The sequence below is a fragment of the Brevundimonas sp. genome (assembly GCF_041648615.1).
Taxonomy (GTDB): Bacteria; Pseudomonadota; Alphaproteobacteria; order Caulobacterales; family Caulobacteraceae; genus Brevundimonas.
In genome coordinates this window covers 1-24,725 of record NZ_JBAZOS010000034.1, presented here as the reverse complement: position 1 = coordinate 24,725, position 24,725 = coordinate 1, and the positions used below count along the sequence as shown (strand labels likewise).

General features: G+C 70.0%; 23 protein-coding genes. 12 read left to right on the top strand and 11 right to left on the bottom strand.

The window, feature by feature from the left end:
- Position 1 precedes the first annotated feature (1 nt).
- The 9 genes from WC555_RS12350 (at position 2) to WC555_RS12310 (ending at position 8,633) form a co-directional block, all read left to right on the top strand.
- On the top strand, positions 2-265 hold the full coding sequence (locus tag WC555_RS12350) for an ACT domain-containing protein (RefSeq protein WP_373253976.1): 264 nt from the start codon (positions 2-4) through the stop codon (positions 263-265).
- Positions 262-1,488: a 2-isopropylmalate synthase gene (locus WC555_RS12345; RefSeq protein WP_373253975.1), complete on the top strand. Its 1,227-nt coding sequence runs from the start codon at positions 262-264 to the stop codon at positions 1,486-1,488. The genes WC555_RS12350 and WC555_RS12345 overlap by 4 nt, the downstream gene beginning before the upstream one ends.
- On the top strand, positions 1,472-2,437 hold the full coding sequence (locus WC555_RS12340; protein ID WP_373253973.1) for a branched-chain amino acid transaminase: 966 nt from the start codon (positions 1,472-1,474) through the stop codon (positions 2,435-2,437). Before WC555_RS12345 ends, WC555_RS12340 begins: the two co-directional genes overlap by 17 nt.
- The gene (gene leuC / locus WC555_RS12335) at positions 2,430-3,842 is read left to right on the top strand and encodes a 3-isopropylmalate dehydratase large subunit (RefSeq protein WP_373253972.1); all 1,413 of its coding nucleotides are present in this window, start codon (positions 2,430-2,432) and stop codon (positions 3,840-3,842) included. The genes WC555_RS12340 and leuC overlap by 8 nt, the downstream gene beginning before the upstream one ends.
- Positions 3,835-4,425, top strand: coding sequence for a 3-isopropylmalate dehydratase small subunit (gene leuD, locus WC555_RS12330; protein WP_373253970.1), 591 nt, complete (start codon positions 3,835-3,837; stop codon positions 4,423-4,425). Before leuC ends, leuD begins: the two co-directional genes overlap by 8 nt.
- Positions 4,425-5,528, top strand: coding sequence for a 3-isopropylmalate dehydrogenase (gene leuB, locus WC555_RS12325; RefSeq protein WP_373253968.1), 1,104 nt, complete (start codon positions 4,425-4,427; stop codon positions 5,526-5,528). Before leuD ends, leuB begins: the two co-directional genes overlap by 1 nt.
- 164 nt (positions 5,529-5,692) lie before the next feature.
- Entirely contained in the window at positions 5,693-5,827 is a 135-nt protein-coding gene (locus WC555_RS12320) for a hypothetical protein (RefSeq protein WP_373253967.1), read from the top strand.
- A gap of 114 nt (positions 5,828-5,941) precedes the next feature.
- A complete protein-coding gene (locus WC555_RS12315) occupies positions 5,942-7,687 on the top strand; it encodes a homoserine dehydrogenase (protein ID WP_373253965.1) in 1,746 nt (581 codons plus the stop codon).
- 1 nt (position 7,688) lies between these two features.
- A complete protein-coding gene (locus WC555_RS12310) occupies positions 7,689-8,633 on the top strand; it encodes a homoserine kinase (RefSeq protein ID WP_373253963.1) in 945 nt (314 codons plus the stop codon).
- Between the two features lie 2 nt (positions 8,634-8,635).
- Here WC555_RS12310 and thrC read toward each other — a convergent pair whose 3' ends face one another.
- Positions 8,636-10,030 carry a threonine synthase gene (gene thrC / locus WC555_RS12305; RefSeq protein ID WP_373253962.1) on the bottom strand — a complete coding sequence of 465 codons (1,395 nt, stop codon included), beginning with the start codon at positions 10,028-10,030 and terminating at the stop codon, positions 8,636-8,638.
- Between the two features lie 132 nt (positions 10,031-10,162).
- Here thrC and WC555_RS12300 point away from each other — a divergent pair, with 132 nt between their 5' ends.
- Positions 10,163-11,530, top strand: a complete 1,368-nt coding sequence (locus tag WC555_RS12300) for a DUF6880 family protein (protein WP_373253960.1) — start codon at positions 10,163-10,165, stop codon at positions 11,528-11,530.
- A 98-nt stretch (positions 11,531-11,628) separates the two neighbouring features.
- Here WC555_RS12300 and WC555_RS12295 read toward each other — a convergent pair whose 3' ends face one another.
- From WC555_RS12295 to WC555_RS12265, 7 genes are all read right to left on the bottom strand, one after another.
- A complete protein-coding gene (locus tag WC555_RS12295; protein WP_373253958.1) occupies positions 11,629-14,472 on the bottom strand; it encodes a M16 family metallopeptidase in 2,844 nt (947 codons plus the stop codon).
- 203 nt (positions 14,473-14,675) lie between these two features.
- The gene (locus WC555_RS12290) at positions 14,676-14,987 is read right to left on the bottom strand and encodes a hypothetical protein (RefSeq protein WP_373253957.1); all 312 of its coding nucleotides are present in this window, start codon (positions 14,985-14,987) and stop codon (positions 14,676-14,678) included.
- Positions 14,984-15,451, bottom strand: coding sequence for a hypothetical protein (locus WC555_RS12285; protein ID WP_373253955.1), 468 nt, complete (start codon positions 15,449-15,451; stop codon positions 14,984-14,986). The genes WC555_RS12290 and WC555_RS12285 overlap by 4 nt, the downstream gene beginning before the upstream one ends.
- Before the next feature lies 1 nt (position 15,452).
- Entirely contained in the window at positions 15,453-15,782 is a 330-nt protein-coding gene (locus WC555_RS12280) for a hypothetical protein (protein WP_373253953.1), read from the bottom strand.
- Positions 15,779-16,288, bottom strand: a complete 510-nt coding sequence (locus tag WC555_RS12275) for a helix-turn-helix transcriptional regulator (protein WP_373253951.1) — start codon at positions 16,286-16,288, stop codon at positions 15,779-15,781. Before WC555_RS12275 ends, WC555_RS12280 begins: the two co-directional genes overlap by 4 nt.
- Positions 16,289-16,386: 98 nt before the next feature.
- Entirely contained in the window at positions 16,387-18,174 is a 1,788-nt protein-coding gene (locus WC555_RS12270) for a PHA/PHB synthase family protein (RefSeq protein WP_373253949.1), read from the bottom strand.
- A gap of 15 nt (positions 18,175-18,189) precedes the next feature.
- Positions 18,190-18,375: a hypothetical protein gene (locus tag WC555_RS12265; protein ID WP_373253947.1), complete on the bottom strand. Its 186-nt coding sequence runs from the start codon at positions 18,373-18,375 to the stop codon at positions 18,190-18,192.
- Positions 18,376-18,490: 115 nt separating this feature from the next.
- On the opposite strand from WC555_RS12265, the gene WC555_RS12260 reads away from it, so the two are divergent.
- Positions 18,491-19,390 carry a LysR family transcriptional regulator gene (locus WC555_RS12260; RefSeq protein ID WP_373253945.1) on the top strand — a complete coding sequence of 300 codons (900 nt, stop codon included), beginning with the start codon at positions 18,491-18,493 and terminating at the stop codon, positions 19,388-19,390.
- Positions 19,391-19,597: 207 nt separating this feature from the next.
- Here the strand turns inward: WC555_RS12260 and WC555_RS12255 are convergent, their stop codons facing one another.
- The 3 genes from WC555_RS12255 to tpiA form a co-directional block, all read right to left on the bottom strand.
- The gene (locus WC555_RS12255; RefSeq protein ID WP_373253944.1) at positions 19,598-21,250 is read right to left on the bottom strand and encodes a CTP synthase; all 1,653 of its coding nucleotides are present in this window, start codon (positions 21,248-21,250) and stop codon (positions 19,598-19,600) included.
- Between the two features lie 89 nt (positions 21,251-21,339).
- A complete protein-coding gene (secG, locus tag WC555_RS12250; RefSeq protein ID WP_373253942.1) occupies positions 21,340-21,756 on the bottom strand; it encodes a preprotein translocase subunit SecG in 417 nt (138 codons plus the stop codon).
- 131 nt (positions 21,757-21,887) lie between these two features.
- Entirely contained in the window at positions 21,888-22,643 is a 756-nt protein-coding gene (gene tpiA, locus WC555_RS12245) for a triose-phosphate isomerase (protein WP_373253941.1), read from the bottom strand.
- Between the two features lie 167 nt (positions 22,644-22,810).
- On the opposite strand from tpiA, the gene WC555_RS12240 reads away from it, so the two are divergent.
- Positions 22,811-24,725: peptidyl-prolyl cis-trans isomerase (locus WC555_RS12240; RefSeq protein WP_373253939.1), on the top strand; the 1,915-nt coding region annotated here is incomplete at its 3' end.

Below are 24,725 nucleotides of genomic sequence, written 5' to 3'. Positions count from 1 at the left end.
CATGAGCACCCAGACCCTGCACCTGAACATCGACCGCGCCGACGGCTCGCTCCAGCGCCTGATCGGTCTGGTGGAGCGCCGCGGCTTCCACATCGACGGCATGACGCTGCGCGACGAGGGCCATGGCCGACGGGTCGAACTGGCCGTGCGCGGCCGGGACGACGGCCGCTGCCCGCACACCCTGGGCCGCCAGATCGACAAGCTGTTCGGCGTCACCCGCATCACCCCGCCCGCCGCCGCCTTCCATCCCGAGGTAGCGGCATGACCAAGGTTCAGACCGCCGTCGCCGCCGATCCGGACAAGGTCGTCGTCTTCGACACCACCCTGCGCGACGGGGAACAGGCGCCCGGCTTCTCCATGGGGCCGGATGACAAGGTGCGCATAGCCCATGTGCTGGCCGCGCTGAAGGTCGATGTGGTCGAGGCCGGTTTCGCCGCCGCCTCGCCCGGCGACGAGGAGGGCGTCCGGCGCGTGGTCGGCGAGGTCGAAGGCCCCGTCTTCTGCTCCCTGGCCCGCGCCAGCGAGGCCGACATCGACGCGGCGTACCGCGCCCTGCGCGGGACCGATGAGCGGCGCTGCCACATCTTCCTGGGAACCAGTCCGATCCACCGCTCGGCCAAGCTGAGGATGTCCAAGGCCGAGGTGCTGGCCGCCGCCGGGCGCGCGGTCGCCTATGCCCGCACCCGGTTCGAGGACGTGGAGTTCAGCCCCGAGGACGCCATCCGCACCGAGCCGGAATTCCTGGCCGAGGTGTGCGAGGTCGCCGCCGCCGCCGGGGCCACGACCCTGAACATCCCCGACACCGTCGGCTACTCCACGCCGGGCGAGATCGGCGACATCTTCCGCACCCTGATCTCGACCGTACGCGCCCGCTTCCCCCAGGTCGTCTTCTCGGCCCACTGCCACGACGACCTGGGCATGGCCGTCGCCAACTCGCTGTCGGCCGTCGAGGCCGGGGCGCGTCAGGTCGAGGGGGCGATCAACGGCATCGGCGAGCGGGCCGGCAACGCCTCGATCGAGGAGATGGTGATGGCCATCCGCACCCGCTCGGACCGCTATGGCCTGCACACCGGCGTCGATGCTGTCCATCTGGTCCGCGCCAGCCGTCTGCTGAGCGAGATCACCCACACGCCGGTGGTCCGCAACAAGGCCATCGTCGGCCTGAACGCCTTCGCCCACGAGGCGGGCATCCACCAGCACGGCATGATGGCCGATCCCTCGACCTACGAGATCATGCGGCCCCAGGACGTCGGTTTCGAAGGCACCTGGTTCGTGCTGGGCAAACACTCCGGCCGCCACGCCGTGGCCAAACGCGCGGAGACCCTGGGCCAGCCCGTCAGCGGCCTGCACCTGGCCGCCGCCTTCGCCGGCTTCAAGGCCCGCGCCGACCAGATCGGCGAGATCAACGACCACGAACTGCTGGCCATCATCGAGGCCGCCCGACCCGTCACCCGTCAAGAGGAGCCCGCCTATGCGGCCGCTGGCTGAACACATCTGGATCAATGGCGAGCTGACGCCCTGGGCCGAGGCGAAGATCCATGTGATGAGCCACGCGCTCCACTACGGCACCTCGGTGTTCGAGGGCATCCGGGTCTATGACACCCCGGACGGGCCGCGCGGCTTCCGCCTGACCGACCATGTCCGGCGGCTGTTCGACAGCGCCCGGATGTATCATTTCCAGCTGCCGTGGACCGAGGCCGAACTGGTCGAGGCGTGCAAGGCGACGGTGAGGGCCACGGGCCTGCGCAGCGCCTACATCCGGCCCATCGCCTTCCTCGGCGAGTGCGGGATGGGGGTGACGCCCTCTCCCGACAATATGAACATCGACGTCGCCATCGCCGCCTTCCCGTGGGGCGCCTATCTGGGCGAGGAGGCGCTGGAGAAGGGGGTCGACGCCTGCGTCGCCAGTTGGTCCCGCATCGCCCCCAACACCGTGCCCTCGGGCGCCAAGGCGGGCGGCAACTATCTGTCGTCCTATCTGATCGGCCGCGAGGCGCGGGTCGGCGGCTTCGGCGAGGGCATCGCCCTGGGCACCGACGGCCGGCTGTCGGAAGGCGCCGGCGAGAACCTGTTCCTGGTCAAGGACGGCGAGATCATCACCCCGCCCGCGGCGGCCTCCATCCTCATGGGCATCACCCGGGACAGCGTGCTGAAGCTGGCGCGCGGGCTCGGCTACGAAACCCGCGAACAGGTGCTGCCGCGCGAGGCCCTGTATGTCGCCGACGAGATCTTCATGACCGGCACGGCGGCCGAGATCACGCCGGTGCGGTCGGTCGACGGCATTCCGACCCGCTGCGCCGGTCCGGGGCGGGTGACAAAGGCGGTCAACGCCGCCTTCCGCGGCCTGTTCGACGGAACCACGCCCGACCGGTTCGGCTGGCTGGAGCCCATCGCCGCGCCCGCCGCCGCGCCCAAGCGCGAGGTCGAACATGCCTGAGACCCTGTTCGACAAGGTCTGGAACCGGCACCTGGTCACGCCCGAGACGGTGGATGCGCCCGGCGTCCTCTACGTCGATCTGCATCTGGTGCATGAAGTCACCAGCCCGCAGGCCTTCAGCGAGATCGAGGCGCGCGGCCTGCCCGTGCGCCGCCCCGACCGCACCTTCGCCACCCTCGACCATTCGACCCCGACCCTGCCCGCCGGGGCCGACGGCGAGCGGCCCTATGTGACCCCGGCGGCCCGCGCCCAGGTCGAGCGGCTGGAGTCCAACTGCGCCCGTCACGGCGTCCGGCTGGCCGGCTGGGACAGCGACGACCGCGGCGTGGTCCACGTCATGGGGCCGGAACTGGGCCTGACCCGGCCCGGCATGACGGTCGTCTGCGGCGACAGCCATACGGCCACCCACGGGGCTTTCGGAGCCCTGGCCTTCGGCATCGGCACCTCGGAAGTCGGCCATGTGCTGGCGACCCAGTGCCTGCTCCAGCGCAAGCCGAAGGCGATGCGGGTCACCGTGACCGGCAGGCTGCAGCCCGGCGTCTCGGGCAAGGATGTCGCCCTCGCCATCATCGCCCGCCTCGGCTTCGGCGGCGGCTCGGGCCATGTCATCGAATACGCCGGCGAGGCCATCCGCTCGCTGGACATGGAAGGGCGGATGACCGTCTGCAACATGTCGATCGAGGCGGGGGCGCGGGCCGGGATGATCGCCCCGGACGCGGTCACCGTGGCCTGGCTGCAGGGCCGCCGATACGTCCCGGCGGGCGAGGCCTTCGGCCGTGCGGCGGCCGACTGGCTGACCCTGAAGAGCGATCCCGGAGCGGTGTTCGACGCCGAGGTCGAGATCGACGGGGCGGCGATCCGGCCTATGGCCACCTGGGGCACCACGCCCGACGCCGGCTCGCCGGTCGGCGCCCTCGTCCCGGCCCCGCGCGACGCCTCGGACGAGAAGGCCTTGGCCTATATGGGCTTCGCCGCCGGGGAGGCGACCACCGGCCATCCGGTCGATGTCGTCTTCGTCGGCTCCTGCACCAACGGCCGCCTGCCCGATCTGCGCGCCGCCGCCGAGGTGCTGCGCGGCCGCAAGGTCAGTCCCGGCGTCCGCATGCTGGTGGTGCCGGGCTCCGAAGCCGTGCGCCGCGACGCGGAGGCCGAGGGTCTGGACCGGGTCTTCATCGAGGCCGGAGCCGAATGGCGCCTGCCGGGGTGTTCCATGTGCATCGCCATGAACGGCGATTTCGTCGCCCCCGGACAGCTGGCCGTGTCGACCTCGAACCGCAATTTCGAGGGTCGGCAGGGCAAGGGCGCGCGCACCATCCTGGCCAGCCCCGCCACCGCCGCCGCCAGCGCCATCGCCGGCGTGCTGACCGACCCGCGCGTCTATCTGAAGGAGGTCGTCGATGCCTGAAGCCTTTCAAGCCCTGACGTCGAAGGCCGTGGTCCTCAGCCAGGCCAATATCGACACCGACCAGATCATCCCTGCGCGCTTCCTGACCACGACCTCGCGCGAGGGACTGGGCAAGGCCGCCTTCTACGACTGGCGCTATGAGACCGACGGCTCGCCCAAGCCCGAGGCGGTGCTGAACCGCATCGATCCGGCCGAGCGCCGCATCCTGCTGGCCGGCCCGAATTTCGCCTGCGGCTCGTCGCGCGAGCACGCGCCCTGGGCGCTGGTCGACTATGGCTTCCGGGCGGTGATCTCGACCTCGATCGCCGACATCTTCACCTCCAACGCCCTCAAGACCGGCCTGCTGCCGATCGAGGTGGACCAGGCGACGTGGGACGACCTCGCCGCCTTCCCCGACCAGCCGGTGACCATCGATCTGGAGGCCGGCGAAATCCGCCGCGGCAACGCGGCGCCCACGCCCTTCACGGTCGAGCGGTTCGCGCGCCGCTGCCTGCTGGACGGCGTCGACACCCTGGGCTGGCTGCAAGCCCGCCTGCCCGACATCGCGGCCTATGAAGCCGCCCATGAGATGGAAACCGCCTGATGCCCGCTCCCCGCACCTTCGACATCGTCGTCCTGCCCGGCGACGGCGTCGGTCCCGAGGTCGTCCACGCCGCCCGCGCCGTTCTGGCGGTCATCGGCGACTTCTTCGAGCATAAATTCCGCTTCCACGAGCATCTGATCGGCGGCGCGGCCATCGATGCGACCGGCGATCCCCTGCCGCCGGAAACCGTCAGCGCCTGTCTGGGCGCCGACGCCGTCCTGCTGGGCGCGGTCGGAGGGCCGAAATGGGACGGCGGCGCGCGACGGCCCGAGGAAGGCCTGCTGGGCCTGCGCAAGGCCATGGGCCTGTTCGCCAATCTGCGGCCGCTGCAGGTGTCGCCGGTGCTGGCGCACCGCTCGCCGCTGAAGCGCGAGATCGTCGAGGGGGTCGACCTGATCGTGTTCCGCGAACTGACCGGCGGCATCTATTTCGGAGAGAAGACCCGCACCGCCGATCGCGCCACCGACCTGTGCGTCTACACCGTCCCCGAGATCGAACGCATCGCCCGCGCCGCCTTCAGGACCGCCCAGTTGCGGCGCGGCAAGGTGACCTCGGTGGACAAGGCCAATGTGATGGAGACCAGCCGCCTGTGGCGCGAGGTCGTGACCCGCATCCACGCCGAGGAATTCCCGCGCGTCCAGCTGGAGCACGCCCTCGTCGACTCCATGGCCATGCACCTGATTCGCAAGCCGCGCGAGTATGACGTCATCCTGACCGAGAACATGTTCGGCGACATCCTGTCGGACGAGATCTCGGTCCTCGGCGGCTCCATCGGCCTGCTGCCCTCCGCCTCCCTGGGGGAAGCCGGCAGTCCCGGCCTGTTCGAACCCATCCACGGCTCGGCGCCGGACATCGCCGGCCAGGACAAGGCCAATCCGGTCGGGACCATTCTGTCCGCCGCCCTGATGCTGCGCCACAGCCTGGGGCTGGAGGACGAGGCGGCCTCGATCGAAGCCGCCGTCGCCGCCGTGCTGTCGGCCGGGGCCGTGACGGAAGACCTGGGAGGATCGCTGGGCACGCGCGCCGCGGCGAATGCAGTGATCGACGGGCTGCGCGCCATCCACTGGGCCGCCGCGCACCGCGTCCAGATGCATTGGGCCTGAGCGATGGCGAGTGAAACCGTGTCGTATGGGGCGCACAATCCGGTCCCCGGCAGGCTGGAAGCCGTCGAAACCCGCCTGATCGGCAATAATATTGCCGGACGACTTGACGGACGGGCCGGGCGTCCCGCAGCCTGCGGATCGCACTTCAACGTGAGCCTGGTCTCTTGATCCGTTCCGCCGCAGCCCTCGCCGTCCTCTCGCCCGCCTCGCGCGGCGGCGAGACCGTGCGCCTGGCCGGACTCGGCATGACCACCATGACCATCACCACCATCACCACGCCGTCGGCGGGGACAGGTTAGCGCGCACCAAGGCTCAGGATCGCAACAACCCAACCCCGCCCGGACCCCCGGGCGGGGTTTTTCGTTTCCGCCTCCCTCCCTTTCCCTCCCCGCCCTGCACCGAAAGCCCCGTTCATGCCTGGTCTCGCCCTCCTCCGCCCCGAACCGCTTCCCGCCGCCGCCGCGCGCGACGCCGCGCCGGTCGTGGTGATGAAATTCGGCAGCTCCGTCCTCGCCGGGCCCGCCGACGCACCCGCTGTCGCCTCGGACATCTACGCCGAGGTCCGCCGTGGCCGCCGGGTCATCGCGGTGGTGTCCGCCTTCGCCGGCGAGACCGACCGGCTGCTGGCCGAAGCACGAGCCCTCGGCCTCGCCCACGACAATCCCCTGCTGCCCGCCTATGTCGTGCAGGGCGAGGAACGGTCCGCCGCCCTCGCCGCCCTCGCCTGCGACCGCATCGGCCTCAGCGCCACCACCCTGTCGGTGCGCGACCTCGGCATCGCGGCCGAGGGCCCCGGCGAGCACGCCCGGCCCGTGGCCCTGGACCGCGCGGCCCTGGACCGGGCCCTCGACCGGCACGAAGTCGTGGTGGTCCCCGGATTCGGGGCCGTGGCCACCGATGGGCGGGTGGTGCTGATGGGGCGCGGCGGCTCCGACCTGACCGCCCTGTTCCTCGCCGCCGAACTGGGGCTGGACCACGTCCAGCTGGTGAAGGACGTCGACGGCCTCTACGACCGCGACCCCAACGCCGACCCGGGCGCGCGGCGATACGACCGGGCCAGCTGGGCCGAGGCCAAGGCGCTGGGCGGCGGGCTGGTCCAGCCGGATGCGCTTGATCTGGCCGAGGCCCGTCGCCTGCGGGTCGAAGTGCGCAACCACGCCGACGGTCATCGCACGGTCATCGGCGCCGGGAGCGCCCCGCCCCGACCGGTCCAGCCCTCCAGACCGCTCAAGGTCGCCGTCGCCGGTTGCGGCGTGGTCGGCGGCGGGGCGCTCGCCCGGCTGATCGCCGACCGCCGCGTCGAGGTGGTGGGCGTGCTGGTCCGCGACCCCGCGCGGCCGCGCGACGTGCCGGGCGTCTCCGCCGAAGCGCTGGCCCCGTTGTTGGTGTCCGACATCCCGGCCCTGCTGGACCGGGAGCCCGACATCCTCCTGGAAGCCCTGTCCGAGGCCGAGGCCGGTCACGCCCTCATCCGCGCGGCCCTCCAGCGCGGCGTCGATGTCGCCAGCGCCAACAAACAGGCCGTCAGCCGTGATCCCGCCGGTCTGCTGGCCCTGGCCGAAGCACACGGCGCCAGACTGCTGTGGTCCGCCTCCGTCGGCGGCGGCGCGCCGATGGTCGAGGCCTTGCGCGCCGCCCGCGCCCAGGGGCCCGTCGCAGGCTTCGAGGCGGTGCTGAACGGCACCGTCAACTTCATGCTGGAGCGTCTGGGCGACGGAGCCTCCTTCGATGCCGCCCTGGCCGAGGCGCGCGCCGCCGGCTTCGCCGAGGAGGACCCGTCCTCGGATCTCGAAGGTCTCGACGCCGCCGCCAAGGTGCGGTTGCTGGCCTTCGAAGCCTTCGGCGTCATGCCGGACGAGGCCGACATCCCGCGCGACATCCTCTCGGCCGACAGCCCTCCCGCCGGCGGCGCGCGGCAGCTGTGCCGCTGTCGTATGGACAACGGCCGGCTGGTCGCCGAGGTTCGCCTCGTGACCGATGCGATGGACCCCCTGTTCGCCGCGCTGAGGGGGGAGGAAAACGCCTTGAAGGTGATCGCCGCCGATGGATCGGCCGTTCGGCGCCGGGGCCGGGGAGCCGGGCGCTGGGCCACGGCGGAAAGCCTGCTGGCCGATCTGTCCGATCTCGCCGCCCGCCGTCTCGCGCTCCGGAACGCCTGACGTGGCCGTCTTCACCCCCGTCGATGAGGCCGACGCCGAGCCCTTCATTAGCCGCTTCGGCCTTGGGCGGCTGCGCGGCCTGACGCCCATCGCCGAAGGGGTGGAGAACACCAACTACCGGCTCGACGTCGATCAGGGGTCCTTCGTCCTGACCCTGTTCGAGGGCCGCACCGACGCGGCCGCCCTGCCCTTCTGCCTCGGCCTGACCCGGCATGCGGCGGAACGCGGCCTGCCCTGCGCCCGGGCCCTGACCGATGAGGACGGGGGCATGATCGGCCGCCTGAACGACCGGCCCGCCGCCATCCTCAACTGGCTGCCCGGCGCCGCCAGGCCCCGGCCGACCCTGGCGGACCAGACCGCCGCCGGCGTTCTGCTCGCGCGTCTTCATCTGGCCGCCGCCGACTATCCCGCGCACCGCGACAACCCCGTCGGACCGGCGGCGCGACGGGCCCTGTTCGCCCGCTGCGGCGCGCGCGCGACGGGCGCCGATCGGGCCTTGCTGGAGCGGATGGCGCCGTGGGTCGGCGACGGCGCGCCCGATTTCACCGGCCTGCCGCGCGGTCCGATCCATGCCGACTATTTCCCCGACAACATCCTGTTCGAGGGCGGCGCGGTCAGCGGCCTGATCGACTTCTACTTCGCCTGCGTCGACGCCCTGGCCTATGATCTCGCCATCGCCCTGTCCGCCTGGGGTTTCGACGAGAACGGCGCGCCGCTGCCGGCGGCGCTCAAGGCGTTCCAGGCCGGATATGAGTCCATCCGCCCGCTGACCGAAGCCGAGCGGGCGGCCCTGCCCGGCCTCGGCGCCGTCGCCGCCGTCCGCTTCACCCTCACCCGTCTGCACGACCGGCTTTTCCACGACCCCCGGGCCCTGGTGACGCCCAAGGACCCTGCCCCGTTCCTGCGCCGGCTGGACTGGTGGGCGGACCTGACCCTTGCGGCCTGACCTCAGCCCGGGCGCCCGATCGCGCCCAGAACGGCGTCGAGGGACGGATCGATCGTGTCAAACACCTCGGCCCGGCCTTCCAGCCCCTCCAGCTGCGGCGGGCGTTGCGGAGCGAACCCCAGGGCCGCCTCGACCGCCTCCGGGAATTTGGCGGGGTGGGCCGTCGACAGCGCGACCACGGGACCCGCTGACCGGTCCAGCCGCCGCGCGGCGTGCAGAGCCACCGCCGTATGCGGACAGATCACGCGCCCGGTTTCCGTATGGGTCCGCGCGATCTCCTGGCGGGTTTCCGCCTCGCTGACCGAAACCGCCGAGACCTCGCGCCGCAGCGCCGCCAGAAGCTCGGGGGGCAGGGTCACCCGTCCGTGGCGCGAGAAATCCTCGAACAGACCGCGCGTCAGGGCGCTGTCCCGGCCCGAGGCCTCGAACACCAGCCGCTCGAAATTGGACGGCGCCTGCACGTCCATGCTGACGCTCGCCGTCGGCACGGCCCGGGCGCGTTCGTAGACGCCGGTCTGCAGCGCCCGCACCAGGGCGTCGTTCCGGTTGGTGGCCGCGACCAGACCGCCCATGGGCAGGCCCATCCGCCGCGCCGCCCAGCCCGCGAAGGCGTCTCCGAAATTGCCGGTCGGAACGACATAGGTCGCCGCGGAAGCCGCGTCCCCCAAGGCCCGGGCCGCGCTCGCATAATAGGGAATCTGGCCGGCCAGCCGGGCCCAGTTGATGGAGTTGACCGAGCTCACCCGCCGGCCCGTCGCCAGACCGGGGTGCCCCAGCAATCCCTTCACCAGCCGCTGGCAGTCGTCGAAATCGCCCCGCACCGCGAGGTTCAGCACATTGGCGGCGCCGGACGTCGTCATCTGCAGACGCTGCACCGGCGACACCCGCCCCAGGGGATGCAGGACCACCAGGTCGATCCGGTCCACGCCGCCGAAAGCCCGCACCGCCGCCGCGCCGGTATCCCCGCTGGTCGCGGTCGCCAGCAACAGCCGCTCGCCCCGGTCGGACAGCGCGGCCTCCGCCAGCACGGCCGCCATCTGCATGGCGTAGTCCTTGAAGGCCGCCGTGGGGCCGTGGAACAGCTCCAGCAGGAACAGGCCGGGCTCCAGCTCGACGAGCGGCGTCGTCTCCGCATGCATGAACTGATCGGCCAGTCGCTTCGTCGCCCGGCCCAGCGTCCCGGCCGGCAAGGCATCGCCGATGAACGGCGCCAGGATCGCGGAGGCGAGATCAGCGGTCCCCGTGGCGGCGGCCGCCGCTTCCGGCCAGCGCGGCCAGAACGTCGGGACGTACAGCCCGCCATCCGGGGCGACGCCGGCCAGAAGCGCGCCGGCGAAATCCACATCCGGGGAGGACCCGCGCGTGCTGACGTAGGCGGGGAAAGGCGACGCGGCCATCAGCATTCCAACAGGCCGTGCGCGGCCGCCGACATTTGACCGTCCCGGTCGGGCCGATGCAACAGGCGCCGGCGACATCGGCGCCCATTCCCGGCCGGTTCTCGACGATTTTGACGTATAGCCATGAGAACCATGGCCAAACGCCCCTCTCCCGCCCGCAAGACCCTGTCTGAAGCCAATCTCGCCGCGCTCGGCGCCGACCGGCTGGCCGCCCTGCTGATGGAGGTCGCGGGCGGCGACCTGAAGCGGCGTCTGCGCATGGAACTGGCGGCCGAGGTCGGGGCTCCCGATCTGGCGCTCGAACTCGACAAGCGGCTGATGACCCTGGCCGGCAGCAAGGCCCGCGTGTCGTGGCGCAAGCGGCCGGAGCTCATCGCCGACCTGCAGACGCTGCGTCACATGATCGTCGGGCGTCTCGCGCCCATGGATGCACGGCTGGCGCTGGATCGCCTGGCGGCCTGGTTCGACCTCTACCCGGCCCTCTCCGCCCGGGTGAAGGACCCGAAGGGCGAACTGACCCTCGTCTTCGACGGCGCGGCGACCGACCTGGCGTCGCTCGCCTCGCTGGCGGGCCCCGACGTCGCGGGTCCGGTGCTGGCCGAGGCGCTGTCCACCCGCCTGCTGGAGTGGGCGTCCTGGGTCGGGCGCGGCGCGTCCGCGCTGAGCCCCGAACTGGCGCGGCGCCTTCTGGCCGATCTGACGCAGGGTCGGCCCCGGCCGACCGGTCGCCTCGCCCTCGTGGTGCGCAAGCTGGCGGATCGCGCCGGGGACATCGACGCCTGGATCACCGCCATCCCTGACGCGGACCGCGCCAGGCCGGAGGTCGGCGCCGAAATCGCCACGCGGCTGGCCGGGGCCGGGCGTCCCCGGGAGGCCCGGGCGGCGTTGGACGCCGCGCGCCAGGACAGTCCGCCTCCGGGCCGCTGGAGCCGGACGGGGACTGTCGAACCGCCCCCGGCGCCGGACAGCTGGTTCGCGGCCGAGATCGCCGTGCTGGACGCCGAAGGCGAGGACGCCCGGGCGCACGAAGCCCGCTGGCGTCTGTTTGAGCGCACCCTGTCAGAGGAGACCTTGAGGGGTCTGCTCGCCGGGCTGGCCGATTTCGAGGATGTCGTGGTGCTGGACCGGGCGTTCGAGCTGGCGGCCGTCCACCCCGACCCGATGAAGGGCCTGGCCTTCCTGATGAACTGGCCGGCGCAGCGGGAAGCCGCCTCCATGATTCTGGCGCGGAGACAGGAGCTGAGAGGCGCCGTCGACGACGCGCCCCTGTGGGCCGCGCGTCTGGCGGGCCGGTATCCGGACGCGGCGCTTCTGCTGGTGCGCGCCCGCGCCAGGGCGCTGGTGCGCCTCGGCTCCGGAATGACCGAGGAGATCGACGGCCTGATCGCCGAGGCGGAAACCCTGGCCGCGAGCGCGACCGATCCCGGGCTCGAAGGCCATGTCGACTTCGTCGCCGAGATCGAGCGCCTCGCCGCGCCAAGACGGCCCGTCTGGCGCTGACGGTCGGGTCGGCCTTCAAGCTTTCCTGACACCGACCAACGAAAAGAGGCGCGCCCTCAACGGACGCGCCTCGATCTGTGGACCTTGAGCCTGACGTCTTACTGGGCCGTCGAACGGACCTCGATCGGAAGCCCCAGCGTCTCCAGCTGGGGTTTCACCACCGCCGCGTCGCCCACGACCACCCAGACAAACCCCTCCGGCTTGATCGCCGCCCGGGCCGCCATGTCGAGATCGGCCGCCGACAGCGCGCGGGTGCGGCTGGCGAGGGTGTCGTAATAGTCGTCGGGACGGCCGAACAGCGCATTGCTGCGCAGCGCGCCCAGCACCTGGGCCGAGGTCTCGAACCCGCCGGCCAGCGAACGGGTATTGCCGTCGATCGTCCGCTTCAGCTCGGGCGGGGTGACGCCGTTGGTGGTCAGGAAGCCGTCGTACTGTTGCATCAGGGCGGTGATGGACTCTCCGGTCCGGTTGGCCTGGACAGGGGCCGAGATCAGATACGGCACCTGATGCTGCATCTGGTTGATCGTCCCGCGCACGCCATAGGACCAGCCCTTGGTTTCCCGCAGGTCCGCATTGATGCGCGACAGGAAGTCCGTGCCGAGGATGGAGTTGGCGGTGTTGAGCGCCAGCAGGTCGTCCGTTCCCGACAGAGGCAGGACCACGCCGCCGTAGATCAACGACTGCGGCGACTGCGGCCGGTCGATCAGGACGATGCGGCTGGTCCCCGCCGTCGCGGCCGGGCCGAAGGTCTTGGCCCCGCGCGGAGCGGCCGGCGCGGTCCAGTTTCCGAACGTCGCCTCGAGCTCGGGCGTGACCTGGTCGAGCGGCAGGTCCGAGACCACGAAGATGGTGGCGTTGTCCGGCCGCACCCAGGTCTGGTGTTCCGAGACGATGTCCGCGCGCGTCAACGCCGCGATGCTGGTCTCGTCGCCGGTGCCGGTGAACGGACGGCCGTAGGGGCTGTCCTGTCCGTAGAGCAGCGGCGGCAGGGCGCGGATGGCCAGGGCGTTGGGATTGGTGCGCTCGCTGGCGATCGACGACAGACGCTGATTGCGCAGGCGTTCGACCTCGCCCGGCGCGAAGGCCGGGTTGCGGACCACGTCGGCCAGCAGGGCCAGTGAGGGACGCAGGTTTGTCGTGACGGCCGTCAGGCTGGCGGCCGAACGGTCCATCGACGCGCCGACATTGATCGAGGCGCCGAGACGTTCCTCTTCCTGCGCCAGCTGGGTCGAACTGCGGGTGGTTGTCCCGTCATCCATCAGGTCCAGCATCAGGCTGTGGGCGCCCAGCCGGTCGGCCCGGTCCGCGGCGTAGCCGGCGTCGAACTCGACGGCGACGCGGGTGACCGGCACCGTCGTGCTGCGGGCATAGACGACCTGGACGCCGTTCGACAGACGGGCGCGCTCGACCGTCGGGAACGACAGGTCGGACACGTCGCCGATGACGGGCATCGGATCGCGGGCGACACGCTCGATCGCCGACGCGGCGACGGGGGCGGCGCCGGAGGGCGAGGCCGCGGCCTCGGCATAGGCCTCGCGCTCGCCGGGTTCGATGGTCAGGCTGAAGACGGGGCGGGACAGCCACTTCTGCATCGCCGCCTGGACCTGGGCCGGGGTGACCGAGGCATAGGCTTCCAGATCGTGTTTGTAGTGGTCAGGATCGCCCGCATAGAGCTGGCCCTCGGCCAGGACCGAGGCCTTGCCGTTGACCTGTTCAAGGCTCTGGATCTGACGCGACGCATAGCTGGTGGCCACGCGGGCCACCTCTTCGGCGGTCGGGCCGTTGGCGATCAGGTCCGCCAGGATGGCGTCGAGGCGGGCGTTGACGGCCGCGGGCTCCTGACCCGGCTTCACGTCGACCGAGATGTCGAAGATGCCGACGCGGTGGAAGTCCGACACCGAGGCGCTGGCCGACACCGCCGACTGGTCTCCCCGGACCAGTTCGTTGTCCAGCCGGGAGCTGGCCAGGCCGCCGAGCACCGAGGCGCCGACCGACAGCGGAATGGTGTCTTCATCCAGCAGACCGGGAACGGCCCAGCTGCGCGTCAGGCGCACATTGGCGACCCGGTCGCGCATCACCGCGCTGACCGGCGCCGCGAGGGTCGGGACAGCCGCCTCGGCCGGCGTGTTCACGGGACCCCGCGGGATGGCGCCGAAATATTTCTGCACGAGGGCGCGGGCGGTCGGCTCGTCGATGTCGCCGGACAGGACCAGCACCGCGTTGTTGGGGCCGTAGTTCTCGCGGAACCAGCCGCGCACGGTCTCGAGGCTGGCGGCGTCCAGATCGGCCATCGAGCCGATGGTCGAGTGCCGGTAGGGATGGCCCTCGGGGAAGAGGGCTTCCAGCTGGGCGTATTCGAACAGGCCGTACGGCTGGTTGTCGCCCTGACGCTTCTCGTTCTGGACCACGCCGCGCTGCAGATCGAGCACCTCCTGCCCGACCTGGCCGAGCAGATAGCCCATGCGGTCGCTCTCGAGGAACAGGGTCTGCTCCAGCGCCGGCGTCGGGACGGTTTCGAAATAGTTGGTCCGGTCGAACCAGGTCGTGCCGTTCAGGCTGGTGGCGCCGGCGCCGCGCATGGCTTGCAGGTGGCTGGTCGGCGAGTTCTCGGAGCCGCCGAACATCAGGTGTTCGAACAGGTGGGCGAAGCCGGTCGAACCGGCCGGCTCGTCCTTGGACCCGACATTGTACCAGACGGACACGGCGACGACCGGCGCCTTGCGGTCGGTGTGCACGATCACCGTCAGGCCGTTGTCCAGGGTGAAGCGCGACCAAGGGATGTTGACGCGGGACACCAGGTCCGCGACCGGCGCCGCCGGCAGGTCCGGCGCCTGCGCCGTTCCGGCGACCGCCGCCGTCTGGGCCGCGGCGACCGGGGCCATGATCATGGATGGGGCGACGACCGCAAGGAGGGCCGCGAGAGAGACGAGACGTGCGCGCATGGACGACTTTCGAGTGATTCAGGCCGAAGACGGGAGCGGCATAGGGCATGGGCCCGCGGTCCGGGTCAAACGTCACTGTAGCGCGGCCCGCGATGATCGCCTTCGCCGGAGACCGATCCTCCGGCGAAGGCCCCGCTGCGGCCAGGCCTACCGCCGGTCTGGTCCGGACATGTATCGGAACAGGGGCCGTCCTGACGTCCTGTTCAGGCCGGATTTGTGCGGAAGTCGATGACCGTACCCGCAGTCCTGGCAGACGGCATGCCGCCGGCCGCGCCGTTGCGCAGCAATGAGACAATGCGCTCGATCGCCTGCAGGTCCAGACCGTCGCTACGGCCGTCCCCCCTCTGCTCCATCACGACTTCAAGCATGTTGGCCGCTTCGGCGAGCGACGTCGGCCTGTGGGCCAGGATCACGCGTTCGGCGTTTTCCAGCGTGGCGAAATCGTCGTCGCTGGCTGTCTGGCGCGTGGCCTCCCACAGTGCGATCGCCTGTCCAAAGGCGTGCTTCGTCGTCATGATGTTGCTCCTGACCGGACCTCGGGACCGGTTGATGTTGAAGGTCGGGCATAGGGGGCCGCGCGAGCCTCCCAGATGCCGAAAAGGGCGAGAAGCATCAGCTGCATCCAGATCACGATGCGCACCGTGACCGCGCCCCAGATTTGCAGGTCGCCGACCAAGGTCGCCGCCCATAGGCCGATGGACAGCAGTTGAACGCCCGCTGCAGCGATCAACCACCAGCGATCGGTTCGCATCGCCAGCACGATCAGCGTCGCGAAAAGGCCGACCGCCAGAATCGCCACCCCGTAACGGAACTCGCCGATGTGCAGATGATCCACCAACGGCGTGCCCACCTGGGCGACGAGAAGCGCAACACCCGCAATCCGCTCGGTCGTCCGCCCGAACCTCAGCAAGAGGCCGAGCGTCAGAAAGGTGAAAAGCGTCAGAAGGAGTTGAACCAGGCTGTAACCGGCCAGGAACATGTCAGCCGTTCGCTACGAGCGTCATGGGCGGCGACGGCCGCTTCTCCTCCATGGTGCCCTCCGTGCGCCACGACACGCCGAACTCCTCGGCCATCTGCGCCAGCCCGCCATGACTGCGGACCACCAAGCCTCGCGCTCCGTTCAGCTGCGCCAGACTGGCGACGACGTCGCTGATCTCGGCATGGCCGACGTCGGCCCCGACCGCCGCGTCGCGGCGCCCGTCGAGCATCGTCTGAAGCAACTCGCTCGCCGCCACCATCGCTCGGTCGACGGCGTGCTCCGTCGTGTGGATCTGTCGGGCGATCCTCACCCCTACATGTACTCTATTCACGTTCCCGCTCCGTGGCTGGTCGTTGGTTCCGACAAGGTCCGGATCGCGCCGGGAGGGGCCTGTTCGGCGGCGGTGCGTGTAGTCGCCGCCATCACAGACACGATCCCGATCGACACGATCGCGGCGCCCATCGCGAACGCGAGGACCAGAGCAAGCCGGACCAGGATGCGCCTGTCAGGACGCGGGAGGAACCAGCTGGACGGGCCCGGGCGCTCGCCTGGGACGCCGGATTGTTCGTCCGGCGCCGACCCAGGGAACGCCGGGGACGGATCGGTTGGAAGGGGACCGGGAGCAAACGGGGAGGAAAGCGGGTAGTCCCGGGAGACAATACGGATCGCCTCGTAGCGATCAGACGTACCAAGCCGCTTGTAGGCGTTCGAAAGGTGATTGTTGACGGTGCTCGGCGAGATCGTCGCCCCCAGCCGGCGGGCGATCTCCTTGTTGGAGAGCCCCTCCCCGGCCAGTCGAACACACTGCAGTTGTCGCCGCGATAGCCGGTCGCCCATGCTCCACCCCTACTAACGATCAGGGCCTGAGCCGCTGACTCGTCAGTGAAGGGTTAAACCAAATTTACGGGATTGCACGCACGAGGCGTAATCCTGTCTCAGTGGCGCACGCGAACGTAAGAACCAGGCGCGGCTTCCCCGGCCTTCAGCTTGCCGGAACCGACCTTGCGCGCCTTGACCTTCTGGTCCGAGGCGGCCGCGTCGAGCCAGCCCTGCCATTCCGGCCACCACGAACCCGCCTTCTGCTCCGCGCCGGCCAGCCAGGCGTCAGCCTCGTCCGGCGCCGCGTCATTGATCCAGTAGCCGTGCTTGTTGGCCGCGGGCGGATTGATCATGCCCGCGTTGTGCCCCGAACCGCCCAGCAGGAAGCGCGTCGGGCCGCCAAAGAAGCGGCGGCCGGCGTAGGTGTTCTTCCAGGCCGCGACGTGGTCGTCCTTCAGGGCCACGATCATGACAGGCGTTTTGATCGCGCCGAGATCCAGCGCCACGCCGTCGATCGTCACGCCGCCCTTTTCCTTCAGCTGGTTTCCGCGCAGCACGTGGGCGCCGTACTCCTTGAGCATCCGGGCCGGAATGCGCGAACCGTCATCAAACCACCAGAGCAGGTCCGAGGCGCGCGCCTCGTCGCCCAGCAGATAGTGGTTCACCACCGAAGACCAGATCAGGTCGTTGGCCCGCACCGTCGAGAACAGTTTGGTGAGGTCATGCGCCTCGACATAGCCGCGCTCGTCCAGATAGCGATTGAAGGCCTTCAGGTCGTTCTCGCCGGTGAACACCGACCACTCGCCCATGTCGCCGAAGTCGACCAGGGTCGCGATCAGCGTCGCCGAGGCCACGCGGTCGGCCCGCTCCGTTCCGGCCAGGTACGCCAGGGTCATCGCCGACAGGGTGCCGCCCAGGCAGTAGGAAACCAGATCGACATCCGGCTCCCCCGTCGCCGCCGCAACGGCGTCCAGGGCGGCGATCACGCCGTCCTTCACATAGGCGTCGAGTCCGTAGTCGGCATGGCTCTCGTCCGGGTTGGCCCAGGAGATGACGAAGACCGTGTGGCCCTGATCCACCAGCCATTTCAGATAGCTGGCCCTGGGCGTGAGGTCGAAGAGGTAGTATTTGTTGACCAGCGGCGGAATGAACAGCAGAGGCCGGCGATAGACCGTGTCCGTCGTCGGCGCGTACTGGATCAGCTCCAGCAGATCATTCCTGAACACCACCGCGCCGGGCGTGGCGGCGACGTTGACGCCCAGTTCGAAATCATTCGGCGCGCGGCGGCTGACCAGCCCCTGCCCCTTTCCGATATCCTCCAGCAGGTTCGACACGCCGGTCATCAGGCTGAGACCGCCGCTCTCGACCATGCGCCGGCCGACCTGCGGGTTGGTCTGGGCGAAATTGGTCGGGGCCAGGGCGTTCATCATCTGGCGGCTGGCGAAGTCGACCTGGGCGCGGGTGTCTTCGTCGACCGGAGCCGTGGCCACGAATTCCTGCAACTGGCGCGCGGCCAGCAGATAGGCCTGTTTCAGATAGTCATAGACCGGCTCCTCGCTCCACGCCGGATCCGAGAACCGCCGGTCTCCCCTGGCCGGAACGGCGACCGGCGCCGTCTCCTGGCCCATCGCCCGTTCGCCCATGGTCCGCCACAGCGCCGACCAGTCGTTCCAGTTCCTCGCCTGGGCTTCGAACAGCGTCGCCGGCCGCATCATGACCGACATGTTGAAGTCGATCATCGCCCTGGCCAGGGTGGTCGGGTCGTACGGCAGCGTCTGAGGCCTTGCCGCCTGCAACAGGGTGGTTCGCACCGCGGCGGCGGCGTTCTGCATCAGGATCGTCAGGGTCTCGGCCACGACCCCGGGATCGGGGGCGGACGGTACGGGCGTCTGTGAGGCGGTCATGGGACGGGCTTTCACTTACAGCGCGGCGAGGACGTCAACGGCGGCGCAGGCGCGCGGCGCCACGAACAGCAACGCGAGGGCGCGATCCGGGTTCTCCGCGGCCCACGCCGGGCACGGTTCCGCGACGGCGTCGATCAGGATCGAAGTCCGCACGGCGGACGCAGACGGCGCGGCGGTGCAGGCGGCGGCGTCGAAAGCCATGGCGAGTATCCCCTTGAACAAACCCTGTTCGATAGCGGCGATATGTCATGGCTTTTATGTCCTGACGATGCCAGAGTTTGCCCAATCGGTGTGCATTTTTACACAGGGTGCTGCGGTGGCGGATTTCAACTGGAATGATCTGAGGGCCTTCCTGGCGGTCGCCCGGACCGGGCGCCTGACTGCGGCGGCGGCGCGCGTGGCCATGGATCATACCACGGTGGCCCGCCGCATCGCCGCGCTGGAGGCAGGGCTTGGCGCCCAGTTGTTCGACCGAAGTCCGCACGGCTACGCCCTCACCCCGCACGGCGAGCGATTGATGCCGACCGCCGAAAAGATTGAAAGCCTGACCCTGCGCGCCGCGCACGAACTGGGCGAGGCGGACCAGGCGCTCAACGGAACCGTTCGGATCGGCGCCCCTGAGGGGTTCGGCAGCTATGTCCTGGCTCCGCTGATGGCGCGGCTGGCCGACCGGCATCCGGGCCTGGACATCCAGCTGGTGGCGATCTCGGGCGTGCTCAGCCTGTCAAAGCGCGAGGCCGACATCGCCGTGACGCTCAGCGCGCCGCGGGAGGGTCGGCTGGTGTCGCGCAAACTGACTGACTATGGCCTGAGCCTGTACGCCGCGCCGGCCTACCTCGATGCGCGACCGCCGATCGCGACGCGGGCCGACATGGCCGGACACCGGTTCATCGGCTACATCGGCGACCTGCTTTACGCGCCCGAGCTGGACTATATGCAGGCGCCCGACGTGGACATCCACGTGGCCCTGCAGAGTTCAAATCTGATCGCCCAGTTGCAGGCCGCGCTGGCGGGGGCCGGACTATGCGTGTTGCCGGACTTCATCGCCGCGCGGGAGGCGGGGCTGCGACGCGTCCTGCCGGACGCCGTTCATCTGGACCGCAGCCTCTGGCTCGTGACCCATGCCGACCTGAGACCCCTGGCCCGCATCAAGGCGGTGACGGCCATGATCCTTGAGGCGGTAAGATCAGACCGGATCATGTTCACCGGCGCCTGAAACCGGGGTTTCCCCGTCAAACCTTGCCCGGCGACAGTATATGGAACATTATTCCCTTGACGAAACACACGAAGGGAACAGCTGTGTTCGAGTCACTCAAGTGCGCCCTGAAGGGTCATCAGTACGTAGACAGCAGAAGTCAGCCGGGCACGGAAGTTTGCGTGCGCTGCCGCCAACGCCGTCCGTTCGAGGGGATCGTTCCCCCCGTCAAACCAGCCGACTCTGCACCACGGCCGCTTCAATAAAGCCGGCGAACAGCGGGTGCGGCGCGAACGGCCGGCTCTTCAGTTCGGGATGATACTGCACGCCGATGAACCACGGATGGTCCTCGCGCTCGACCGTCTCGGGCAGGACGCCGTCGGGCGACAGGCCGGCGAACAGCAGGCCGCCCTTCTGCTCGATCGCCTCGCGATAGTTGATGTTGACCTCATAGCGGTGACGATGCCGCTCGCTGATGGTGGTCGAGCCGTACATCTGCGCGATCTTCGACCCCGCCTTCAGCGTCGATTCATAGGCGCCCAGCCGCATGGTGCCGCCCATGTCGCCGCCCTGCTGACGCAGGACCCGCTGATTGCCCTGGGTCCATTCGGTCATCAGGCCGACGACCGGCTCGCTCGTCGGGCCGAACTCGGTCGATGAGGCCTTGGGATAGCCCGCCAGGTTCCGGGCCGCCTCGATGACCGCCATCTGCATGCCGAAGCAGATGCCGAAATAGGGAATCTTGCGCTCGCGGGCGAAGCGGGCCGCCTCGATCTTGCCCTCGGAGCCGCGCTCGCCGAAGCCGCCGGGCACCAGGATGGCGTGGGCGGCCTGCAGGCGCGCGTCGCAGGCTTCGCGGTCGCCCTCGAAGGTCTCGGCCTCGACCCAGTCGATATTGACCTTGACGTTGTTGGCCACGCCGCCGTGCTGCAGCGCCTCGATCAGGGATTTGTAGGCGTCTTTCAGGACCGTGTACTTGCCGACGATGGCCACGGTGACCTCCCCGTCGGGATGCAGCCGGCGGCGGGCGATCTCCTCCCACATCGACAGGTCGGGGGCGGGCGCGTCCGTCATGCCGAAATGGGCCAGCACCTCGGCGTCCAGCCCCTCGCGGTGATAGTCCAGCGGCACGGCGTAGATGTCGGCCGAGTCCATGGCCTGGATCACGCCGCTTTCGCGCACGTTGCAGAACAGGCCGATCTTGCGCTTCTCCTCGGCCGGGATCGGGAATTCGCAGCGGCACAGCAGGATGTCGGGCTGGATGCCGATCGAACGCAGCTCCTTGACCGAATGCTGCGTCGGCTTGGTCTTCATCTCGCCGGCGGTCTTGATGTACGGCAGCAGGGTCAGGTGGACGAAGCACGACTGGCCGCGCGGCAGATCCTGGCCCAGCTGACGGATCGCCTCGAAGAACGGCAGACCCTCGATGTCGCCGACGGTGCCGCCGATCTCGACCAGCACGAAGTCGACGTCCTCGCCCGCGTCGGTCAGGGCCGGCGTCAGGCAGAAGGATTTGATCTGGTCGGTGACGTGCGGGATGACCTGCACCGTGGCGCCGAGGTAGTCGCCGCGCCGCTCCTTCTCGAGGATGGTCGAATAGATGCGGCCGGTGGTGATGTTGTCCGACTTCGCCGCCGAGACGCCGGTGAAACGCTCGTAGTGGCCCAGGTCGAGGTCGGTCTCGGCCCCGTCGTCGGTGACGAAGACCTCGCCGTGCTGATACGGGCTCATCGTGCCCGGATCGACGTTCAGATAGGGGTCGAGCTTACGAAGGCGAACCTTGTAGCCGCGCGCCTGGAGAAGCGCGCCGAGAGCGGCGGAAGCGAGGCCTTTTCCCAATGAGGAAACCACGCCGCCGGTGATGAACACGTAACGGGCCATGGGAGATCACTCTACCGCTGATTCGAGCGGCGCACTGCGGAGACTTTGAGGGCGGGAGCGGAAGGCGGGGATAAGGTCCCCGCTCATCCTTATTGCGCCGGTGCGGGCTGGGCGGGCGCGGGCGCGGGCGCCGTCCCCGACAGGCTGGATTCCAGGTCCTGCAGCGAGGGCGCGGCGGGCTGGGCGGGATCGGCCGGGGCTTGCGTCGGCGCGGTCTGCGGGGTCGTCGGCGCGATCAGTTCACCGATGGCGTCGGCGTCCACGATCGAACGGTTCGAGCGCTCGACGTTGCCCAGAATGGTCAGGCCGATGGCGCAGAAGAAGAACAGGATCGACAGCACCCATGTCGTCTTGGTCAGCAGGTTGCCCGCGCCCCGCGCGGTCATGAAGCCCGACGGGCCTCCGCCCATGCCCAACGCGCCGCCTTCGGAGCGCTGAATCAGGATCACGCCGGCGAGCGCGACCGAAATGAGGATCATGGCGACGAGGAGAATGGTCTGGAGCATGGCAGCCGATATGTGTGGCGCGAAGCGGCGCCGATCAAGCGGCGGCGTCTAACATTGATGCGGGACGGGAGCAAACGGCACGAGGCGGCAGGCAACGGGCGTCAGGCAACAGGCCCCCTGCCCCTTGCCGCCTACTGCCTGATCCCACGAATAATTCCCAGGAAGTCCGCCGCCTTCAGCGACGCCCCCCCCACCAGGGCCCCGCCCACCTCGGGTACGGCGAGGATCTCGGCCGCGTTGTCCGGCTTGACCGACCCGCCGTACAGGATCGGCGTCGCGGCGACCGCCAGACCCAGCCGCTCGATCATGGCCGCCCGCACAGCGCGGTGAACCTCCTCGATCTGTTCAAGGGTCGGCGTCAATCCGGTTCCGATCGCCCAGACCGGTTCATAGGCGACCGCGAAGTCGCGCCCCGTCAGGGACAGCGGCAGCGAGGCCATGATCTGCGACCGAACCACGGCCACGGCCTGTCCGGCCTGGCGCTGTTCCAGCGTTTCTCCGACGCAGATGATGGGCCCCAGACCGGCGGCCAGCGCCGCCTCGGCCCGGACCGAAACCATAAGGTCGCTTTCGCCATGGCCCTGACGGCGTTCCGAATGGCCCAGGATCACCAGGGTCGCGCCGGCGTCCTTCAGCATCGGCGCCGAGATGTCGCCGGTGAAGGCGCCATGGGTTTCGGCCCGGCAGTCCTGGCCGCCGATCTCGATCGGGCTCCCGGCCGCGGCGCGGGCCATGCGCTCGATCAGGGTCGCGGGCGGACACAGGGCGACGCGACACGCCGCGGGCTCCGCCGCCAGCGCGACGCGCAGCGCCTCCACCTCGCCCAGGCTCGCGCCCAGACCGTTCATTTTCCAATTGCCGGCGACCAGCTTCACGGATTGTTTCATCCGGGCTTTCTAGGCGGCGCGTTCGTCCAAGCCAAGCCATCGAGGCGCGGGTTCAGGCCGCGCCGGGTCGCGACGCGCTCCGACAAGAATGGCCATCGTCTTGCCGTGCGGGTCGCTCACGCCCTATAGGCCAAGCGACATTCGCTGCTGTTCCGCCAGGACTGACCATGCTCACTGCGTTCCGCACCTTCGCCAAATCCAAATGGGCCATCGGGCTTCTGGTCGTTCTGGCGCTCGCGCTGCTCGTCACCGGCGGCACCCAGCTGGACGTGCTGGGCAACCTCGGACCCAAGCATGTGGTCAGCGCCGGCGACCGCAGCGTCGGCCAGGCCGAGTTCCGCGGCGAGATGGACCGCATTCTCCAGCAGTCCCAGGAACAGGCCGGACGGGCCCTGACCTTCGAGGAACTGATCGGCCAGGGCGGTCTGGCGCCCTACCTCCAGCAGCGGTCCCAGCAGCTCGGCTTCCTCAACTGGGCCTGGCAGACCGGCATCCGTCCGGGCAAGGAACTGGTTCTGCGCCAGATTCGCCAGGCGCCGGGCTTCTTCGATTCCGTCACCGGCAAGTTCGACGAGAACCAGTACCGGGCCAAACTGGCTGAAAACAACGCGACGCCCGAAATGTTCGAGGCCCAGCTGCGCGACCAGTACATCACCCAGCATGTGGGCTCGGCGATCGGCGCCGGCATGCGCCTGCCGCGCATCTATGGCGCGGTTCTGGCCAGCCAGGCGCTGGAAACCCGCGACGGGCGCTGGTTCACCGTCACCCAGGCCATGGCCGGTAAGGCCGGCGCGCCGACCGACGCCCAGCTGACAGCCTTCATGAACCAGAACGCCGCCGAGCTTCGTCTGCCGGAATCGCGCACCGCCTCGGTCGTGCTGTTCGACGACCGCGTCGCGCCCGCCGCCATCACCGACGCCCGCATCGAGGAGCGGTTCAACTTCCGGCGCGACGCCCTGTCCCTGCCCGAGAAGCGCACCTTCGTGACCCTGACCGCGCCCAACCGCGCCGCCGCCGACCGCATCGCCGCCGCCCTGCGCGCCGGCCAGGCCCCGGCCGCCGTCGCCAGCGCCAACAATATCCAGCCGGCCGACTACGCCGACACGCCGCGCAGCGCCCTGGGCGATCCCGCCATCGCCGCCGCCGTCTTCGCCCTGGCCGCCAACGAGGTTTCCGCCCCCGTGCAGGCCAGCGTCGGCTTCGTCGTCGCCAAGGTCACCGCGATCACCCCGGGCCGCGCCGCCACCCTGGCCGACGTGCGCGAGCAGGTCATCGAGGAGCTGCGCGCCGAGGACGCCCGCGCCGCCGTCTATGCCCGCGTCGAGGCCTATGAGAAGGCCCGACAGGCCGGCAAGACGCTGGACGCCGCCGTGGCCGAGACCGGCGCCCGCATCATCCAGGTTCCGGCGATCCGCCAGGACGGCAAGCTGCGCAACGGTCAGGAGATCAACCCGCCGCTGCCGCCGCAACTGGTCCAGACCATGTGGACCCTGGGCAAGGGCGCCGAGAGCGAAGTCATCGACATGGGCCAGGGCCAGTATTTCGTCGTCCGCGTCGACGAGGTCGCCCCCGCCGCCCTGCCCCCGCTGGACTCGATCCGCGCCCCTCTGGCCCAGCAATGGGTCCTGCGTGAAAACGTCCGTCTGCTGACCGACCGCGCCAACGCCCTGGCCGCCCGCGTCCGCGGCGGCGAGGATCTGGCCGCCGTGGCCGCCTCCGCCGGCGCGACCGTCAGGACCGCGACGGGCCTGAACCGCCAGTCAGTTCAGGAATACGGCCAGGGCGTCGTCCAGGGCGTGTTCAGCAGCGCGCGCGGCGAGATGTTCTCGCAGCAGAACACCAACGACAGCTTCGTCATCGGCCGCACCGACCGGATCACCCCCGCCCCGGCCGTGCTGGCCGCGCCCGTGGCCGAGCAGTTCCGCCAGCGCATGGCCAGCGACAATGTGAACGCCGTCGGCGAACTGGCGCTCAAGGCGGCCGCCGCCCGCTCCAAGGCCCGCTACGACGAAGCCCTGGCCCGCGCGGCGCTCGGCCTCCCCGCCGAAGCGCCGGCCGCGCCCGCCGCCGGCGCCCCGGGTT

Coding starts and splice junctions, on each gene's coding strand:
- leuB (WP_373253968.1), top strand. CDS start 4,425: ATGCCCGCTCCCCGCACCTTCGACATCGTCGTCCTGCCCGGCGACGGC.
- WC555_RS12270 (WP_373253949.1), bottom strand. CDS start 18,174: ATGACCGCCTCACAGACGCCCGTACCGTCCGCCCCCGATCCCGGGGTC.
- thrC (WP_373253962.1), bottom strand. CDS start 10,030: ATGGCCGCGTCGCCTTTCCCCGCCTACGTCAGCACGCGCGGGTCCTCC.
- WC555_RS12315 (WP_373253965.1), top strand. CDS start 5,942: ATGCCTGGTCTCGCCCTCCTCCGCCCCGAACCGCTTCCCGCCGCCGCC.
- WC555_RS12265 (WP_373253947.1), bottom strand. CDS start 18,375: ATGGCTTTCGACGCCGCCGCCTGCACCGCCGCGCCGTCTGCGTCCGCC.
- WC555_RS12290 (WP_373253957.1), bottom strand. CDS start 14,987: ATGACGACGAAGCACGCCTTTGGACAGGCGATCGCACTGTGGGAGGCC.
- WC555_RS12340 (WP_373253973.1), top strand. CDS start 1,472: ATGCGGCCGCTGGCTGAACACATCTGGATCAATGGCGAGCTGACGCCC.
- WC555_RS12350 (WP_373253976.1), top strand. CDS start 2: ATGAGCACCCAGACCCTGCACCTGAACATCGACCGCGCCGACGGCTCG.
- secG (WP_373253942.1), bottom strand. CDS start 21,756: ATGCTCCAGACCATTCTCCTCGTCGCCATGATCCTCATTTCGGTCGCG.
- WC555_RS12345 (WP_373253975.1), top strand. CDS start 262: ATGACCAAGGTTCAGACCGCCGTCGCCGCCGATCCGGACAAGGTCGTC.
- WC555_RS12255 (WP_373253944.1), bottom strand. CDS start 21,250: ATGGCCCGTTACGTGTTCATCACCGGCGGCGTGGTTTCCTCATTGGGA.
- WC555_RS12295 (WP_373253958.1), bottom strand. CDS start 14,472: ATGCGCGCACGTCTCGTCTCTCTCGCGGCCCTCCTTGCGGTCGTCGCC.
- leuD (WP_373253970.1), top strand. CDS start 3,835: ATGCCTGAAGCCTTTCAAGCCCTGACGTCGAAGGCCGTGGTCCTCAGC.
- WC555_RS12275 (WP_373253951.1), bottom strand. CDS start 16,288: ATGGGCGACCGGCTATCGCGGCGACAACTGCAGTGTGTTCGACTGGCC.
- leuC (WP_373253972.1), top strand. CDS start 2,430: ATGCCTGAGACCCTGTTCGACAAGGTCTGGAACCGGCACCTGGTCACG.
- WC555_RS12300 (WP_373253960.1), top strand. CDS start 10,163: ATGGCCAAACGCCCCTCTCCCGCCCGCAAGACCCTGTCTGAAGCCAAT.
- tpiA (WP_373253941.1), bottom strand. CDS start 22,643: ATGAAACAATCCGTGAAGCTGGTCGCCGGCAATTGGAAAATGAACGGT.
- WC555_RS12285 (WP_373253955.1), bottom strand. CDS start 15,451: ATGTTCCTGGCCGGTTACAGCCTGGTTCAACTCCTTCTGACGCTTTTC.